The following is a 16,435-nucleotide window of genomic DNA, read 5'->3' as shown; positions in this document are numbered from 1 at the left end:
TTAGTGTATCAACTTGAGTTGTGATTAATTCCTGGAAGCGAAAAATCCTCTTAACCTCCTTTCAAACCTGGCTACCCCACCAAAAGTCTAACTCCTCAGACGACTTATTAGCTCAAATTGCCGGATCTAATTTTCCTGATGCTGAGATAGCCTTCTTAAGACAGCTTGTTGTCGATACCGAAACAGCGAGTAAAAACGCGATCGGCAAAATTCAACAATGGCAGCCCGATCTGATCGTTTGTTGTGGAATGGCAGAATCGCGCACCCAACTAACTATTGAATCAAATGCTACTTGCGGCGCATTCTTACTACAAACAAAAGTAGATTTATCAGACTTATTAACTGGCTTAGAATTTACCGAAATAAGCCACGATGCCGGAAAATTTGTTTGTGAAGGTTTATACTACGAAGTCTTGAACTATCTCCAACAAACCAACTCAGCAAGTCTGTGTATTTTCGTTCACATTCCCCTGCTTACTCCGGAAAATTCACCGCTAATTATAACAGATTTTTGCACAATAATCAACAAATTAGTACGCCTTGTCAACACTTCTATCACTTGCAAGTTAAAAATTCCTACCAGCCATTATCAAACTCTTGGTGAAGTTGTCAAAGAATTTCAAATTAAATATGAAGAAGCCAATTTCATTGTCGAAACTCAATTAAAAATTCCCAACCACTTTCGAGAAGACTTAGAAACAGTAATGAAGGAGGGAATAGTCGATAATTGCGAATCTGCTATTTGCGAAAACTTAATTTATCCAATTTTAAAAGAAGCCTGGAAATCTTATCGCAGCAAATTACTTTTGTGGAGTCATCAACCTTTAAACTACGAAAGCGATTTATCCTATTTTCCTGAATATATTTTAGCTCAACGATCTTCTTTCGGAAAAATTGTTTTCGACCAACCTTATTTACTCTTAGTCAAAGCAAAACCAGCTAATTTCAACACAATGTTAATCGAATCATTAGTAGAAACAATTGCCGCACAGCAACTTAACCAAGCACCGAATCTAAAAATTTTTAGTATTATTACTAATGGATTTACTTGGCAATTTGGTCAACTAAAAGCAAACACTTTTACTAAAAATATTACCTTTTACACAATTCAAGAATTAGAACGACTTTTCGCTGCGATAAACTATCTTTTTAACCAGTGTGACTTACAGATTTCATAACTTTATCAAAAAAAATTGAGAATATTTCTAGTTAATCGATCGGCGAGCTAAATTTCAGTTATTTAAGTTAAATCGTAACCAAGCTACATAAAATACACAAATGTAGAGACATTGCCGGCAACGTTTCTAGAGAATGTCCGTCTTATTTGCTAAAATTTATTTTCAGCGAAAAGGATTTTTCTGGGAACTTTTAATGTTCGCGTGCGACAATAAACAATGTACAATAAATAAGGAAACAAATTCATGTTTTTACTTGGCTTACTTTTCGCTCAAACAACACCACCACCCGAACCTACTCCTCAAGAAATAGTGAAACCTCAAGAAGTTCGTCCTTTAGCAGGACAATTAAATTCCGTACCCGTATTTAACAGTAATAGCCCAGAAGTAGTCTTATCTGAAGGAATTTTACTTTCCACTTTTGCCAAAGAAAACAAAGCTAATCCCGAAGCCCATTTAAGCTTTCCTTTTCAAGGACGTTTTGACATTTTCGCCCATCATATTGCTAAACCGCCAACCCCAGAAGATTTACGAACTTTGTATCTAGGAATAATGTTACATAATCCAACTAAGGAAACAGTAACAGTTGACATTTTAGCCGCAGCAAGTTATCTTTCTCGACCAGATGCACCATTTATTAAACTACCTTCTCAAGTACCAAACCCAGAAGGAAATGTTTACGCGGGACCCGGTAGTCGAGTAATGAATGATATCTTAAGGGGAGTAAGACAAGAAAACTTTCCTGACGAGTTAGTTATTCCACCCGGAGAAAGTAGAATGTTACTTAATTTGCCTATTCCAGTAAGAGAATGGGAACCACCTTTAAATGGTCGTTCTACTTACATAAAATTAGATAGTAACGGGGAAGTTTATGCAGCAAGTTTAGCAATGTTTGCGCCTGTAGATGAAAGAGGAGAAGAGAGGAAACCGACATTAGCAGAATGGAAAGAATTATTAGCAGAAGGAGAATTAGTTACGCCACGCGATCGCGTCCCGACTCCTCCCAATAATACCACTGGTGGTATAATTTACGGACGAGTTGCGGGCGTTTCCCAAGGTTCCCAATGGAAAGCTACTTTAACCGATAATAATCGTAGCGAAAAACTTACGATTCCCGGCGTCGGTGAAGCTTTTTCTTATGGTATTAGTACCCTCGCTGGTGGTAGACTAGGAACAAATCAAATTCAAACTGCACCGATGCTAGTGCGCTATCCTGATACGGCTTATAGCGCTCACGGTAACTATGGCGTAGAATACAGTTTAACCTTACCTTTTTACAACCCAACTGAAGCTAGCAAAACTGTAGCTGTTACTTTACAAACTCCCATCAAACAAGATATTTTAACCCAAGGATTACGCTTTCTTGAACCTCCAGCCCCACAAGTTTTTTTCCGAGGTACAGTAGAAATTAGCTACGAGGACGAACAAGGTAATTCTGTTAATAATTATTTTCACTTAGTTCAACAACGAGGTCAACAAGCAGAACCTTTAGCAAATTTAACCATACCACCAAAAGAAACTCGCACGGTAAAAGTTGATTTTCTCTATCCTCCCGATGCTACCCCACCACAAGTTTTGACAGTGAAAACTTTAACTGAATAAAATAACTTGTAGAGACGTTCATGCAACGTCTCCACAAGTTATTCATTTTCTTTAAGAGATTTTCCCTCGTCGATGAGAGGTTTGATCTTCAAATCCTGATAAAATTCTTCTTGGGATAATTCCACTTTCGACTGTGCGGAAAGTAATAATAACGCCCAAAAAATCCCAACTTTTTCTTTACCTTTATGACTTGACAAATCCTCATTTTTATGTTTATTTGATGTCCATAAATCGAGTAAATGCTCTAAATGGATAAAGTCTTGTGCTGAGGGAAATTGAGACAAATTAGCAGTGAGAAATTGTTCAAGTTGAGCAGCAACTTCAGTAAGATTTTCATCATGAGCAAGTTGAGCGATCGCGCGAGCAGTAGCGCGACGAGACAAAGAGCGAGAACGTCGTTGAGTTGAGCGATCGGGTGCAGACTCCAAAACCGCCGCAATTTGCTCAATTTGCTCGATTAACTCCTGTAAAGTAACGCGACGCTTGCGAGGTGGAGGGGCGGTAGGGCGGCGACGAATATGACGTTCGAGATGAAGTGGTAAAGCACGTTCATTCGCCTCCTCACCTGCAAATTCAGCCACTTCCAACTCTGGTTGTTCCTCCTCCTCTTCGAGACGTTGGAGAGTATCAGCCTTAAGTAAAACTAACATCGAAGCCCAGAGAAAAGTTTGTCCCGACTGAGGCAAATCAGCGCGATCGTAATTTGGTTCACCCTGACCATTTAAACCCAATTCACTCAAAAAACGATCGATCGCCTCAATCACTTGAACATCCCAAGGATCGATTTCTCCTCGTTGCGCCAAATCAATTAAAAGCGCGATCGCTTCGCGAGCAGGTGATACCGTCATTCCTCACTTCCTTCAATTGTCTCAGCCGCAGGTAAAAATTGTTGTCGATCTTGTTGTTCGAGGTCTTTTTTCAACTTTTCAATTTCCTTCTCCTTCGCGCGAACTTGCCGTCTTTGTTTCGCCGCAACCAAATAACGTTGCAATTTCGTCCAGATACTAAACAACCAGCCCAGAACCGCACCCACTCCAGCAGCTAAAATTAATTCTATCGACAGTGGAGCCTCAACCTCCACACCCGGAAGTACATTAATCGTCGAAGCTTGAGTATTCTCAATGCTAAATAAAGCCAGAGCCAAACAAAGAGCAAAAATAATCAGAAAATTTACTTGTCGCATTCGCCAACTCCTGTAAAAGTCAAATTAGGTGTAGATTGGAAAACGATCTCGCGCGAGATAACAGTTCTATCTCCACAAGCATAATTTATACAACGTTTTCGTCAAAAATCAGCTTAATCTAGTTTTAATACCCGATGAAGATACTTTTACACTATTTATTAGCCAAAAAAGCTTAAAAGAGAAAGAAGAAACTCAAAATGGATATACCTGTTAGTGAATTACGGAAAAACTACACTCGCGCTGGTTTGAGCGAAGCTGATGCTGAGCTAAATCCATTTAAGCAGTTTCAAACCTGGTTCCAGCAAGCTCTTAAAGCTCAACTAAGCGAACCTAACGCGATGACTCTTGCTACTGCTAACCTAGATGGTACGCCCTCAGCTCGGATTGTCCTACTCAAAGATTTCGACGAACAAAGCTTTGTCTTTTATACCAACTACAGTAGTTACAAAGGACAACAGCTTGCTGATAATGCTCGTGCAGCGCTAGTTTTTTGGTGGGCAGAATTGGAGCGACAAGTGCGAATTGCGGGTAGAGTCGAGAAAGTTTCTCCTGAAGAATCAGACGAGTATTTTCACAGTCGTCCAGAAAATTCTCAAATTGGTGCTTGGGTTTCAAATCAAAGCCAAGTAATTGAAAGTCGCGAGGTTTTAGAACAGCGTTTTCAGGAATTACAAACTAAATATGGAGAGCAAGAAATCCCGCGTCCTCCTCACTGGGGAGGATACCGAGTAATTCCTGAAGAAATAGAATTTTGGCAAGGTCGTCCTAGTCGTTTGCACGATCGCCTGCGCTATCGACGAGTTGAAAATAATACTTGGATTAGAGAGCGTTTAGCACCTTAGTCAGTTATCAGTTATCAGTTATCAGTTATCAGTTATCAGTTATCAGTTATCAGTTATCAGTTATCAGTTATTAACCTTTAACTTTTTTCAGACCATGAACCATTACCCTAGCCTACTTCTACTTAGTGTAGGAATGATTCTCGGAGCAGTCCAAGATCCCCCAGCGATCGCACCTCCAGCCGAATTAGCTCCCACACAACGTAAATTTTATGTCGAGTGTCATTCTTTTATTCCGGCATCTGAACAAATTGAACAAGATTATGGCTATCATCTCCGAGCATTTGGCTATGGCGAGCCAGTAGAAAATGGTGTTAATGTCAACCTTGATGAAAACAATATTTTCTTGTCAGTAGATAGTAAGCAACCAGAACAAGAAAAGTATTTGCCTTTATATGAAAAAATTCCTTTAGTGAAACATTCCCAAGAAAGTAATTTAATTGAATATATTCCCCAAGATTTTGCGGCAACGCTAGTTGTCGGTTACGACATTGATGTGGGAGCAATATTTATCGAACATCAGTTTGAGGGTGAGATTATCAGGCGTGGAAAAGGAGGTTGTTTATTTGTTCCACTTCCTTCCTAAATTGAGCTTGGGGAATTAAGAAATTTGGCAAATATCTCTAATCATAAGTGAAATTTTTCTTCTCAGACGGCTATGGGTTTTCTCTGCCTCATTTAACTATACCCGCACTCTCATGTTAAGATCGATTTCTTCCTTATAAGATCGAGAATAGGGACAATCGATGCTGCTGTTTAATCTGCGCTACATAGCCAAGCGAATAGTTCGTTTTTGGCGACGACAACTAAATAGAAAAAATTTGTTTTTGTTGCTGTCAATTATTCCCTTGACAGGGCTAATTATTGCAATTTTAGGAACTTGGGCATTTATCGAAATTGCTGATGAAGTCCTCGAAAAGCAAACCCAAACCCTCGATCGAGCTATTTTATTGGCTATAGATGATTGGCATAGACCAGTATTAACTTTTTTGATGCACACCTTTTCGATTATTGGTGGCACAATAGTTGTTACCTCAATTGCTCTTGGTGCTGGGGTATTTTTGTGGCGACGAAGACAAAAGGTAGAATTTACAGCTTTAGCAATTACAGCGATCGGAGGAACTTGTTTAAATTTACTGATTAAACAGTTTTTCGATCGCGATCGCCCCGAACTCTGGGAAATGACGAATAAAGAACCGCGCACTTCTAGTTTTCCTAGCGGTCATGCCATGCTATCTTTAATTATCTATGGTTTTCTCGGTTACTTACTAGCAAGTCATTATCATCGGTGGCGCTGGTGGATTGCTATTAGCACGATTTTATTAGTCTCAATTATTGGTTTTAGTCGGCTTTATCTCGGCATTCATTGGCCGACAGACGTAGTTGCCGGACAAGCAGCAGGACTTACTTGGCTAGCTGCTAGCATCCTCGGTTTGGAGATTCGCTGGCGACGAGATGCAAATGCGGCGCAGTGAGTGATTGGTAATTACCACTTAATGAGTATTACTTGCATCAATTGATACAAAAAGAAACATTTGGCAAAGATACAATTGTTTATAAAATAAAATTTTATTTAAGAATTTTTGTTCAATGCCTTCAGCCTGCTTACTGGTATCTCATGGAAGTCGCGATGCTCGTCCCCGAATAGCCGTAGAACAACTAGCAAATTTAGTCCGCCAGCGCTTAGAAAACCAGCGCCCTTTGGGTATCTCGCCAAATTGGTTAAGTTCTAATGTAGGGAAGTGCGATCGCCAAAAGCACAAAAGGAGTCGAGGAATAGCGAGCGAGCCAATATGTCCTTTAGTTGGCTGTGCAGCTTTGGAACTAACTCCCATGCCTTTACATGAAAGTATTAAACAATTTGCTCGTCGAGCCAAAGCTGAGGGAAACACGAAAGTGCAAATCTTACCATTGTTTCTTTTACCTGGAGTTCATGTCAAAGAAGATATTCCCAGCGCCGTGAAACTAGCACAGGAGGCAATAGGCGAGCAGATCCCCATACAATTACAACCTCACCTAGGCAGTAATCCAGGGTTGAAACAACTATTAGCAAAAGAGTTTCAGTGTTTTAGTACGCCGACAAGAATTTTATTGTCTCATGGCAGTCGTCGAGTAGGAGCAAATGAGGCAATAGAAGCGATCGCCTCTGAGTTAAAGGCAATTGCTGCTTATTGGTCAGTATCTCCCAGCTTATCAGCGCAAGTAGAAGCTTTAGTAGCGGCAGAAAAGCAGGAAATAGCTATTGTGCCATATTTTCTTTTTCAGGGCGGCATTACCGAAGCGATCGCCACACAAGTAAAAGAACTACAGTTGAAATTTCCTCACGTACAATTGCTTCTTGGTAAACCTTTGGGAGCAAGTGCAGAATTAGCAGATTTAGTTGTCGAGGGGGTTGACAAATGAACGATCGGGGAGATTTAGTGACAATTCCAGTGAAAACACAACAGCAGCGATCGGTAGGCAAAGTATATCTCGTGGGTGCAGGTCCAGGAGATCCCGGACTAATGACAATCAAAGGCAAAACTCTGCTTGAATGTGCCGATGTAGTGATTTATGACGCCTTAGTCAGTCCCCAAATTTTAGCTACCATCAACCCCCAAGCCGAGCAAATTAACGCGGGTAAACGTCGGGGACGACATTCTAAGTTACAGTCCCAAACAACAGAATTATTAATTGAAAAAGCGCAAACAAACGCGATCGTCGTTCGACTCAAAGGCGGAGACCCCTTTGTTTTTGGTCGCGGTGGAGAAGAAATGGAAGATTTAATCGCAGCCGGAGTACCAGTAGAAGTGGTACCAGGAATAACTTCCGGTATCGCCGCACCAGCTTACGCCGGAATTCCCGTCACCCATCGAAGTTATAGTTCTTCAGTCGTCTTTGTCACCGGACATGAAGCTAGAGGAAAATATCGACCGCGAGTAAACTGGAGTGCGATCGCCCAAAGTGCAGAAACGATCGTAGTTTATATGGGAGTCCATAATTTGCCCAATATTGTGGTTCAACTAGCAGCAGCAGGCTTAAGTAAATCAACTCCCATCGCTTTAATTCGCTGGGGAACTCGCTCCGACCAAGAAGAACTAATTGGTACATTAGAAACGATCGTCGAGCAAGTAGAACAAACCAACTTTGAGGCTCCAGCGATCGCTGTTATCGGTAACGTAGTTAAACTCCACTCAATCTTATCAATCTGTCGCCCGTAACTTGAGCACGTAAGCGCATTTACCAGTTACCAATCCAAGGGTTCAAGGGTCCCAATCTCCTACTCCTTTCCTAACCTACTTGGAAAGGGGTATGTTGAATGGCATGATATTTAAGGAGAACAACTTGATATTCGCTGCCAAATTATCGTTATGGGCTTTGCAGACCTGTCAATTGCGGAAATTGCCGCAGAATATAACCTTTCGGTGGAGCAAGTGTTCCATCTGTGCGACCAATTGGGAATTGCTTATAAAGATCGACAGACCAATCTTGCGTTGGAGGATGCTAAAGCAATTATTTCTCAAATTTTGTCTCAAAAACCAAGCTCGCAACAGGAGGACTAGACAGGTTAGCAACCAAAAAAACAACCCAAGTGTTTTTACCTTTAACGATATCTAGAGTGACTCAAACACATTAGATATCAGCAGCGAATTGATTTAGTTACTGCTGTGTTGAAAAAACCTAATGAAAAAAATCAACTTTTTGAGGAGAACTATGCTGAAGCGATTCATCTGGGTTGCTATAGCTACTCTATTTTTCGCCCTTCAATTACCTATCGGCAGTGCAGCCGCTTACGAACTAAGTGAGGAAGTCCGCACTGTACCCCTAAATGACAAAGGCGACACGGTTGTTTTAAGCACTAAACAACTTGACCGAGGCAGAAGGCTATTTAATGATACCTGCGCTAAATGCCACGCCGCAGGCAGAACCAAAACTAACCCTAATATTACTCTCGCTGCTGATAGTTTAGCTGGTGCAGAACCCCCACGGGATAATCTCACCACCTTGGTAGACTACTTAATCCACCCTACCAGCTACGATGGCGAAGTTGACCTCACCGAGTTACACCCGAATAAAGAAAGGTCTGATATTTGGACAGAGATGAGAAATCTTACTCAAGAAGACCTTAAAGAAATTGCTGGTCATATTCTGATTCAGCCGAAGATTCAAGGTGTCAAGTGGGGAGGAGGTAAAGTTTATAACTAAGCTAGTTTTTTCGGAGTTAACTACCAAGCGGTTACTTGCTCGATAGTTGAGGAACTAATTACCGCACCAACAAGCTTGGCGGATGGAAGAGTAACTAGGTGTCGGCACCTATCACTACCATCCGCCATCTTTATGCAGATTAATACTTTAATCAAAATTGATGCGGCAAACCGAACCCGAACTAGAAATTTCTAACTTGAGTGGGGTATACCTTCAAGATAAGATACTAAAGAAAGTCAAAAACTCTTCGGAGGAAAATATGCAGTTTACAGCTAAATTGCCGAAAAATCTGGCATTAGTTTTGTCTACAGTTTTACTCGTCGCTGTTAGCTTTTTCTTATCGGTAGCACCAGCCGCCGCCGAAACTTATACAGTAAAAATGGGAGCTGACAATGGATTATTGAAGTTTGTTCCTGAAACTCTGACTATCCACCCAGGAGACACGGTGGATTTTGTGATGAACAAGCTCGGTCCTCACAATGCTATCTTTGATAAAACTCCTGCTGGCGGAGAATTAGCAGCGAAATTATCTCAAGATAAGTTACTCTTTAGTCCCGGTCAAGACTACAAAGTAGCTTTCCCCGCAGATGCTCCGAAAGGAGAATATACCTACTATTGCCAACCCCACCGTGGGGCTGGTATGGTAGGCAAAATTATTGTCGATTAGGAGATCGTTTGCTGCTACATTGGGCAAAAAGTGAGCAGTAAAACTCTCATTAGGACTCGAAAATTATTGGTGAGCTTCGAGTCAATCTCGACAAGGTTAGAGGAATTCTCCAGACAAGCGATCGCTATAACTACATAGACAGGCTCAAGGTGATTTTGCGTCGGGCAACGCAGAAAAAGTACCGCTCAAATTTAATCATTCTCGGAAAATCAGTTTGGGCGATCGCCTCCTTAAAAGCAAAATCTCTGTAGTAGATTATCGGTAAGTAAGTCTGGTTTACTTCCCCATAAACTTAATCCAGTTTTATCACGTAACACCCCTAGAATGTCTAGGGGTGTTTTTGATTTTAAAAGAAAATACTTACCTTATATAAGTTTGACATTTTGTCTTTTGACATTAGTAAACCTATTCGAGAAAATAATCTGCGACAAATTTAACTATGACCTATTGTCAAAAGAGGAGAACACAATTGAGAAAGTTGATTTTGAGCTTGCTAGTAGCAATTGCGCTGTTCAATTTTATCGTTAGCAGCCCTGCCCTAGCAGAAGGCGATGCTTTAAACGGAGCGAAAATTTTTGCTGCTAACTGCGCGTCTTGTCATGCAGGTGGAAAGAATTATGTCAACCCCTCAAAAACTTTGTCTAAGGCTGACTTGGAAAAGTATGGTATGGCGTCGTTAGATAAAATTATCTCTCAAGTTACTCGTGGTAAATCTGCCATGCCTTCTTTTCTTGGTCGTTTGAACAGCCAACAAATTGAAGATGTAGCTACCTACGTTCTCGAACAAGCTGAAAAAGGCTGGTAAAGGCTCTTTCAGTTTCGCTTTGCTCTTGATAGAAAGCAGTTAAACTACAAAAGTTTTGTCACTTTTGTAGTTTAATTTGGCGAAACGGAAAAATCTACCCTCAGCAAGCAGACAAGAAGCTCTAAATTAGGTTATCTTTTTGGCAGTTTTGCCATCGATGAGGAAAAATAACTGTGGTTCCCCTGCGTGACGATAATCCGACGAGAATCACCCCGTATATAACTTATGCCCTAATCGCTATTAACATAGTGGTATTTATTTTTGAGCTTCAGTTAACTCCGCCAGCGTTGGAGCAGTTTTTTCACCTTTATGCTGTGGTTCCCAGAGAGTTAACTGCCAGTCTAGAGGGAATTAATGTCGGACAGCCAGTACCAGAATGGTTGACGTTGTTTACTTCTCAGTTTCTCCACGGCGGCTTTTTGCACGTTGCTGGAAATATGTTATTTCTGTGGATTTTTGGTAATAACATAGAAGACCAACTCGGTCACATCAAGTTTATAATTTTTTACCTAGCTTGTGGAGCGCTAGCAGCTTTAGCTCAGTGGTTTTTCTCAGCAGGGTCAGAAATTCCTTCTCTAGGGGCTAGTGGCGCGATCGCTGGAGTAATGGGAGCTTATGTACTGCGTTTTCCAAAAGCCCAAATTCTCACTTTGGTTCCCCTTGGTTTTTTTCTCACTACATTCCGCATTCCTGCCGTGTTCTTTCTTGGCTTTTGGTTTGTCCAACAAGCTTTTTACGGTATTGCCTCTCTGAACGCACCAGCTAATATTGGTATGGAAGGAGGCGGTGTTGCTTATTGGGCGCACGCAGGAGGTTTCGTATTTGGAGCCATTCTCGGTCCGTTATTGGGTTTATTTTCTCAAGTAGAAGATAACAGTTAACACCTTATCAGTCTTGGTTTCCACCCACTTGTCACCCCATAAGAGAAATAGGTCTGGAGTAAATTATTGCTAACCAGACCTATTTTTTACTTACTAAAATGCTTAGGCATTATCAACCATTTGTTTAGCTTTATCTTTCACATCTTCTTTCGCGTGTTGAGCTTTAGCTTCAGCTTGCTTGGCTTTACCTGCTGCTTTATCTTCAGGATCGCCAGTTACTTCTCCCATGGCAGCTTGAGCTTTACCTTCGATATTTTTGGCTGTTGCTTTTGCTCTGTCTTCGGTACTCATGTTATGCTCCTTAGATAACAATAAAAGCGATTTTATGCGACGGATTTAATTTATCCATCTGTGTTTTTGTTCTGCGATCAAGTTAACAAATTATTTCTCTGAATATCTTCCGCCTGAAGTCATACCTAATTGGAGTGAGGTTTAGTTAAGTAAGTTAGTTTTTCTTCCGAGAAGTTTGGCAGAAAATTGTCGATTAGTTAATGATAAATAACCCTCCGTCTTGAGGCGGAGGGAGAAAAGCAAACTCGGTTGATAATATTAGTCGATATAACCCATGAGGGTATCGGGATCGTCAATTTCGTTAGATGCAATGGGACGATTTCCCATTAATTGATAAGTCTCGCTGACTTTAAGTGTAGAAGCAGCTATGGGGCGATTTCCTGAAGCATTAATTGTTCCAGCAATTTTCATTCCACTTGAGAAAACAGGACGATTTCCTCCCATCTCAGTAAAGGTTTCAGCTACTTGTAGTTTACCGGGAGTAACGGGGCGACTTAAAGCTAATTGACTTGCAGAATCTCTAACTTGAATGTTGAGTGCTTCGCCATCTTGGTTGTCCATTAAATCTTGTACTTGATCGACTGTTACTTGACTTTCTTGCTTACCGTTATCATTCTTTTTGCTACGCGTCGTTTTTGCTATAGCCTTTTCTTTATTTGAGTTGCTGACAGTCATAGTTAGATACCTGACAATTGTAAATTGGTTTACCTAATTAAGGGTTTTATTTTTTTTTAATATTATCACAGCTACTACAAATATCTTCAAGTTACCAGGAAAAAATATACAATTACTTTAAGAATCACAAAGGAAAAATTAGCAAGCATAATCAAAAAAAATAGCTATATTAAGTTGTATGAGTGAATTTCAGCTTCAAGCACCATTTCAACCTACAGGCGATCAACCCCAGGCGATCGCGCAACTGACAACCTCTTTACAAGCAGGAAACCGCTTTCAAACCCTCTTAGGGGCGACGGGAACCGGAAAAACCTTTTCGATCGCGGCGGTAATTGAGAAAATTGGCAAACCGACGCTGGTTTTGGCGCATAACAAAACTCTTGCAGCCCAGTTGTGTAACGAGTTACGGGATTTCTTTCCTCACAATGCGGTGGAATATTTTATCAGCTATTACGACTATTACCAGCCGGAGGCTTATATTCCCGTTACTGACACTTATATCGAGAAAACAGCCTCGATTAACGATGAAATCGATATGCTGCGTCACTCCGCAACGCGATCGCTGTTTGAACGTCGGGATACGATTGTGGTAGCTTCGATTAGTTGTATCTATGGTTTGGGAATCCCTGCGGAATATCTCAAAGCGGCGATTCCGATTAAATTAGGTGCAGAATTAGATCAGCGTCAACTGTTGCGCGATTTGGTATCGGTACAATATTCGCGCAACGATTTAGATTTGAGTCGCGGGCGTTTTCGACTCAAAGGCGATGTTTTGGAAATTGTCCCCGCTTACGAAGATCGGATTATTCGGGTGGAATTTTTTGGCGATGAAATTGAGGCAATTCGCTACGTCGATCCGGTAACTGGAGAAATTTTACAAAGTACAGATAATGTGAGTATTTATCCAGCGCGTCACTTTGTTACTCCCGACGAACGTTTAGAAATGGCTTGTCAAGAAATTGCTGAGGAATTAGAAATAAGGTTAGCAGAATTAAGAGAAGCAAATAAACTTTTAGAAGCCCAAAGATTAGCACAACGCACTCGTTACGATTTAGAACTTTTGCAAGAAGTAGGTTATTGTAACGGTGTGGAAAACTATTCTCGTCACCTTGCAGGGCGTAAACCAGGGGAACCTCCAGAATGTTTAATCGACTATTTTCCCCCAGATTGGCTATTAGTCGTTGATGAGTCTCACGTTAGCGTACCGCAAATCAGAGGAATGTACAACGGCGATCGCGCCCGCAAACAAGTCTTAATCGAACATGGTTTTCGTCTTCCTTCGGCTGCTGACAATCGTCCTTTAAAAGCGGAAGAATTTTGGGCAAAAGTAAATCAATGTATCTTTGTTTCAGCTACACCAGGAAGCTGGGAAATCGAACAATCTCAGGAACAAGTCATCGAACAAATTATTCGTCCTACTGGTGTAGTCGATCCGGAAATTTTTGTCCGTCCTACGGAGGGTCAAATTGACGATTTGTTAGGCGAAATTAACGTAAGAGTATCACGCAAAGAAAGAGTCTTAGTTACTACTTTAACGAAACGTATGGCGGAAGATTTAACTGAATATTTGCAAGAAAGAGCAATTCGGGTAAGGTATTTACATTCAGAAATTAATTCTATTGAAAGAATTGAGATTTTGCAGGCTTTACGAGAAGGAGATTTCGACGTTTTAATTGGTGTAAACTTATTACGAGAAGGCTTAGACTTGCCAGAAGTATCTCTCGTAGCCATTTTAGACGCAGATAAGGAAGGTTTCTTGCGCGCGGAGCGATCGCTGATTCAAACTATTGGTAGGGCTGCGCGTCACGTGCGCGGACAAGCTATCCTCTATGCAGATAATTTAACTGATAGTATGATTAAGGCGATCGATGAAACCGATCGCCGTCGCGGAATTCAACTAGCATACAATAAAACACATAATATTACTCCGCAACCAATCGTTAAACAATCGCGCAATGCTATTCTTTCCTTTTTGGATATTTCGCGCCGTTTGAATAGTCAAGAATTAGAGAAAATTTACGAACAATCTGAGGATTTACCCTTAGAAAAAATCCCCGAATTAATCGAGCAATTGGAAGAACAAATGAAAAGCGCAGCCAAAAACTTAGAGTTTGAAGAAGCAGCAAAATTCCGCGATCGTATTAAACATCTTCGCGAAAGATTACTCGGTCGTTAATACTCCAGCCTAGAAATATTTTCTAGGCTTTTGTTAGTTGAATTACGCTCAAGCACCGATAGAAAAAACTTCGAGAAAAAATGCAAGAATATCTTGACAACAGTACTCGTTTGTGTTGGTTAATTGACCCAATTTAAAAACGAGTAGAAATCTATCATTCCGAGGGAAATGTAGAAGTTTTAGAATCACCAAATACGGTGTCTGATGAAGATGTTTTGCCCGGATTTGTCTTAAATTTAAACAAATTTTGGTAAAGCCAGCGACAGAAATTCATATAAGTGTTGTCGCTGGAAAAAATTACATTTCTTCTGGCTCGATTCCCCTTGCTCGTAAGCTTTCAATTAAAGCTTGATAGCGTTGTCTTTCCGCTTCTAATTCCCTTAAAGCTCGTTCTTTTTCTTCACGTTCTTGTTCAGCCCGTTGACTTTCTTGTTGTCTGAGTAAATCGATTTCCAAGGGTGTAAGAAAACGTCCGCCATCTGGACGATAAATTTCTAAAGTATCTTCAGTAAGTTGAAAGCGGATACCCAAATGAGGGCTAACCCAACCATTAACTTCAGCAACAGAATCTAACCAATCACCAGAACGTTGTAAGACGGATAATTCTATTTTATTGGGGTCATAAATATAGTATTCTTGGACACCAAAACGTTGATAAAAAAGTAGTTTTTCTGCCATTTGCGCGGTAGTATTTCCCGGAGAGAGAATTTCAAAGACTACTTGAGGAGCAAGATTATTTTCCTCCCATTGTTTGTAGGAACTTCTGTCTCCTTTAGGTCTGCCAAAAACTACCATGATATCTGGGGCGACGCGAATTTTGTTGTCACCTTGAACTGGATACCAAAGCAAGTCGCCAGCAACAAAAACCTCATCGTTATTAGCAAATAAAATTTCTAAATTTTCCTTAATCATAACGATCCAACGAAATTGTTTAGTATTGTCTGCCATTGGTTGACCGTCACTGTCAGGGTAGTCAATCTGGGGTTGAATTTTTTCTGGTGGTTGTTTAATCATACTTTTCAATAAATTAATTAATTGTTAAATATTTCTAGTGAGCGAGACACTCGTATGGGAAAGATAATTTAAGCGATCGCGCTCCCGATCTTTTCTCCTTAAACCACCCCAAAGCGCTCGAACCAAGCTAACATTTGTTGCCAAGCATCGGCGGCGGCTTCTGGGCGATATGAGGGGCGATAGTCGGCATAAAAACCGTGGGGTGCATCCGGATAGACGATAAACTGAAAATTAGCATCGGCAGCTTCCAAAGCTTGAGTCATTTTCACGATATTTTCTTGAGGAATTAAGCTATCTTCACCACCATAAAGCCCTAAAACTGGTGCTTTTAATTCATCGGCAAGATCGATAGGATGTTGAGGAGTTAAAGCGGTAGATTCACCTATTAAACGTCCGTACCAAGCCACACCAGCGTTAAGATTAGGATTATGAGCAGCATAAAGCCAAACGATACGTCCGCCCCAGCAAAAACCCGTAATCCCTAATTCCTCAACATTTGCCTTACCTGTATTATTTGCCCAAGCCACAGTTGCGTCTAGATCCGACATAACTTGTGCATCAGGAACTTTCGAGACAACCTGAGTGATAATTTCTTGGATATCATTGAGTTGAGAAACATCACCCTGACGGGCGTATAATTCCGGAGCGATCGCCAAATAACCTAATTTTGCCAAACGGCGACAAATATCTTGTAAATGTTCGTGTACGCCGAAAATTTCCTGTACTACCAAGACTACCGGAAAATCAGCTCCCGTCGCAGGCATTGCCCGATAAGCAGGAATTTCTCCATCTGAGACAGGAATTTTCACCTCACCGACGACTAAACCTTCTGCATCAGTAACAATCGTCTGAGCCGAAATCGGATGAGTACAAAGGGCAAATCCAGCAGCGATCGCACTAACAATAATAAACTTCCGGCGCGTCAATTCTTTCATTTTCTAA

19 protein-coding genes and 1 pseudogene are annotated in these 16,435 nt (G+C 40.9%); 14 read left to right on the top strand and 6 right to left on the bottom strand.

The features are described 5' to 3' along the window. The first annotated feature begins 20 nt into the window (after positions 1-20). On the top strand, positions 21-1,178 hold the full coding sequence (locus tag G3T18_RS25695; RefSeq protein WP_318013922.1) for a hypothetical protein: 1,158 nt from the start codon (positions 21-23) through the stop codon (positions 1,176-1,178). 243 nt (positions 1,179-1,421) lie between these two features. Beyond that, positions 1,422-2,777 (top strand): DUF3370 domain-containing protein, encoded by a 1,356-nt coding sequence (locus G3T18_RS03335; RefSeq protein WP_224409106.1) that lies wholly within the window; start codon positions 1,422-1,424, stop codon positions 2,775-2,777. 38 nt (positions 2,778-2,815) lie between these two features. Here the strand turns inward: G3T18_RS03335 and G3T18_RS03330 are convergent, their stop codons facing one another. Both G3T18_RS03330 and G3T18_RS03325 read right to left on the bottom strand, forming a co-directional pair. After that, positions 2,816-3,625 (bottom strand): segregation/condensation protein A, encoded by an 810-nt coding sequence (locus tag G3T18_RS03330; protein WP_224409105.1) that lies wholly within the window; start codon positions 3,623-3,625, stop codon positions 2,816-2,818. Further along, on the bottom strand, positions 3,622-3,960 hold the full coding sequence (locus tag G3T18_RS03325; protein WP_224409104.1) for a LapA family protein: 339 nt from the start codon (positions 3,958-3,960) through the stop codon (positions 3,622-3,624). The genes G3T18_RS03330 and G3T18_RS03325 overlap by 4 nt, the downstream gene beginning before the upstream one ends. A 197-nt stretch (positions 3,961-4,157) precedes the next feature. Here G3T18_RS03325 and pdxH point away from each other — a divergent pair, with 197 nt between their 5' ends. The 10 genes from pdxH (at position 4,158) to G3T18_RS03275 (ending at position 11,337) form a co-directional block, all read left to right on the top strand. After that, positions 4,158-4,802, top strand: coding sequence for a pyridoxamine 5'-phosphate oxidase (gene pdxH / locus G3T18_RS03320; protein ID WP_224409103.1), 645 nt, complete (start codon positions 4,158-4,160; stop codon positions 4,800-4,802). 94 nt (positions 4,803-4,896) lie between these two features. Continuing rightward, a complete protein-coding gene (locus G3T18_RS03315; RefSeq protein ID WP_224409102.1) occupies positions 4,897-5,385 on the top strand; it encodes a hypothetical protein in 489 nt (162 codons plus the stop codon). Positions 5,386-5,545: 160 nt separating this feature from the next. Continuing rightward, positions 5,546-6,274, top strand: coding sequence for a phosphatase PAP2 family protein (locus G3T18_RS03310; protein ID WP_224409101.1), 729 nt, complete (start codon positions 5,546-5,548; stop codon positions 6,272-6,274). Between the two features lie 115 nt (positions 6,275-6,389). Beyond that, on the top strand, positions 6,390-7,202 hold the full coding sequence (locus G3T18_RS03305) for a sirohydrochlorin chelatase (protein ID WP_224409100.1): 813 nt from the start codon (positions 6,390-6,392) through the stop codon (positions 7,200-7,202). Continuing rightward, on the top strand, positions 7,199-7,999 hold the full coding sequence (cobA, locus tag G3T18_RS03300; protein ID WP_224409099.1) for a uroporphyrinogen-III C-methyltransferase: 801 nt from the start codon (positions 7,199-7,201) through the stop codon (positions 7,997-7,999). Before G3T18_RS03305 ends, cobA begins: the two co-directional genes overlap by 4 nt. Positions 8,000-8,149: 150 nt before the next feature. Beyond that, positions 8,150-8,341 (top strand): translation initiation factor IF-2, encoded by a 192-nt coding sequence (locus G3T18_RS03295; RefSeq protein ID WP_224409098.1) that lies wholly within the window; start codon positions 8,150-8,152, stop codon positions 8,339-8,341. 151 nt (positions 8,342-8,492) lie between these two features. Next, on the top strand, positions 8,493-8,984 hold the full coding sequence (psbV, locus tag G3T18_RS03290; RefSeq protein ID WP_224409097.1) for a photosystem II cytochrome c-550: 492 nt from the start codon (positions 8,493-8,495) through the stop codon (positions 8,982-8,984). Between the two features lie 160 nt (positions 8,985-9,144). Further along, positions 9,145-9,651, top strand: a complete 507-nt coding sequence (gene petE / locus G3T18_RS03285) for a plastocyanin (protein WP_263480253.1) — start codon at positions 9,145-9,147, stop codon at positions 9,649-9,651. Between the two features lie 469 nt (positions 9,652-10,120). Beyond that, entirely contained in the window at positions 10,121-10,456 is a 336-nt protein-coding gene (gene petJ, locus G3T18_RS03280; protein ID WP_224409096.1) for a cytochrome c6 PetJ, read from the top strand. Between the two features lie 173 nt (positions 10,457-10,629). After that, positions 10,630-11,337 carry a rhomboid family intramembrane serine protease gene (locus G3T18_RS03275; protein ID WP_224409095.1) on the top strand — a complete coding sequence of 236 codons (708 nt, stop codon included), beginning with the start codon at positions 10,630-10,632 and terminating at the stop codon, positions 11,335-11,337. A gap of 102 nt (positions 11,338-11,439) precedes the next feature. On the opposite strand, the gene G3T18_RS03270 is transcribed toward G3T18_RS03275, so the two are convergent. After that, positions 11,440-11,628 carry a CsbD family protein gene (locus G3T18_RS03270; RefSeq protein WP_224409094.1) on the bottom strand — a complete coding sequence of 63 codons (189 nt, stop codon included), beginning with the start codon at positions 11,626-11,628 and terminating at the stop codon, positions 11,440-11,442. 258 nt (positions 11,629-11,886) lie between these two features. After that, entirely contained in the window at positions 11,887-12,303 is a 417-nt protein-coding gene (locus tag G3T18_RS03265; protein WP_224409093.1) for a hypothetical protein, read from the bottom strand. Between the two features lie 178 nt (positions 12,304-12,481). Between G3T18_RS03265 and uvrB the strand changes: the two genes are divergently transcribed. Together uvrB and G3T18_RS03255 are read left to right on the top strand one after the other, a co-directional pair. Then, entirely contained in the window at positions 12,482-14,479 is a 1,998-nt protein-coding gene (gene uvrB / locus G3T18_RS03260; RefSeq protein WP_224409092.1) for an excinuclease ABC subunit UvrB, read from the top strand. 65 nt (positions 14,480-14,544) lie between these two features. Beyond that, positions 14,545-14,733 (top strand): annotated as a pseudogene (locus tag G3T18_RS03255) (Uma2 family endonuclease); the annotation flags it as partial. Positions 14,734-14,776: 43 nt separating this feature from the next. Here the strand turns inward: G3T18_RS03255 and G3T18_RS03250 are convergent. Together G3T18_RS03250 and G3T18_RS03245 are read right to left on the bottom strand one after the other, a co-directional pair. Continuing rightward, complete coding sequence (locus G3T18_RS03250; protein ID WP_224409091.1) at positions 14,777-15,493, bottom strand: Uma2 family endonuclease; 717 nt, start codon at positions 15,491-15,493, stop codon at positions 14,777-14,779. Between the two features lie 98 nt (positions 15,494-15,591). Then, positions 15,592-16,428: a dienelactone hydrolase family protein gene (locus G3T18_RS03245; RefSeq protein ID WP_224409090.1), complete on the bottom strand. Its 837-nt coding sequence runs from the start codon at positions 16,426-16,428 to the stop codon at positions 15,592-15,594. Positions 16,429-16,435: the final 7 nt, after the last annotated feature.

It is taken from the genome of Oscillatoria salina IIICB1 (assembly GCF_020144665.1).
Lineage (GTDB): Bacteria > Cyanobacteriota > Cyanobacteriia > Cyanobacteriales > SIO1D9 > IIICB1.
The sequence above is the reverse complement of the archived record's forward strand: the minus strand, read 5'-3'. Positions and strand labels throughout refer to the sequence as shown.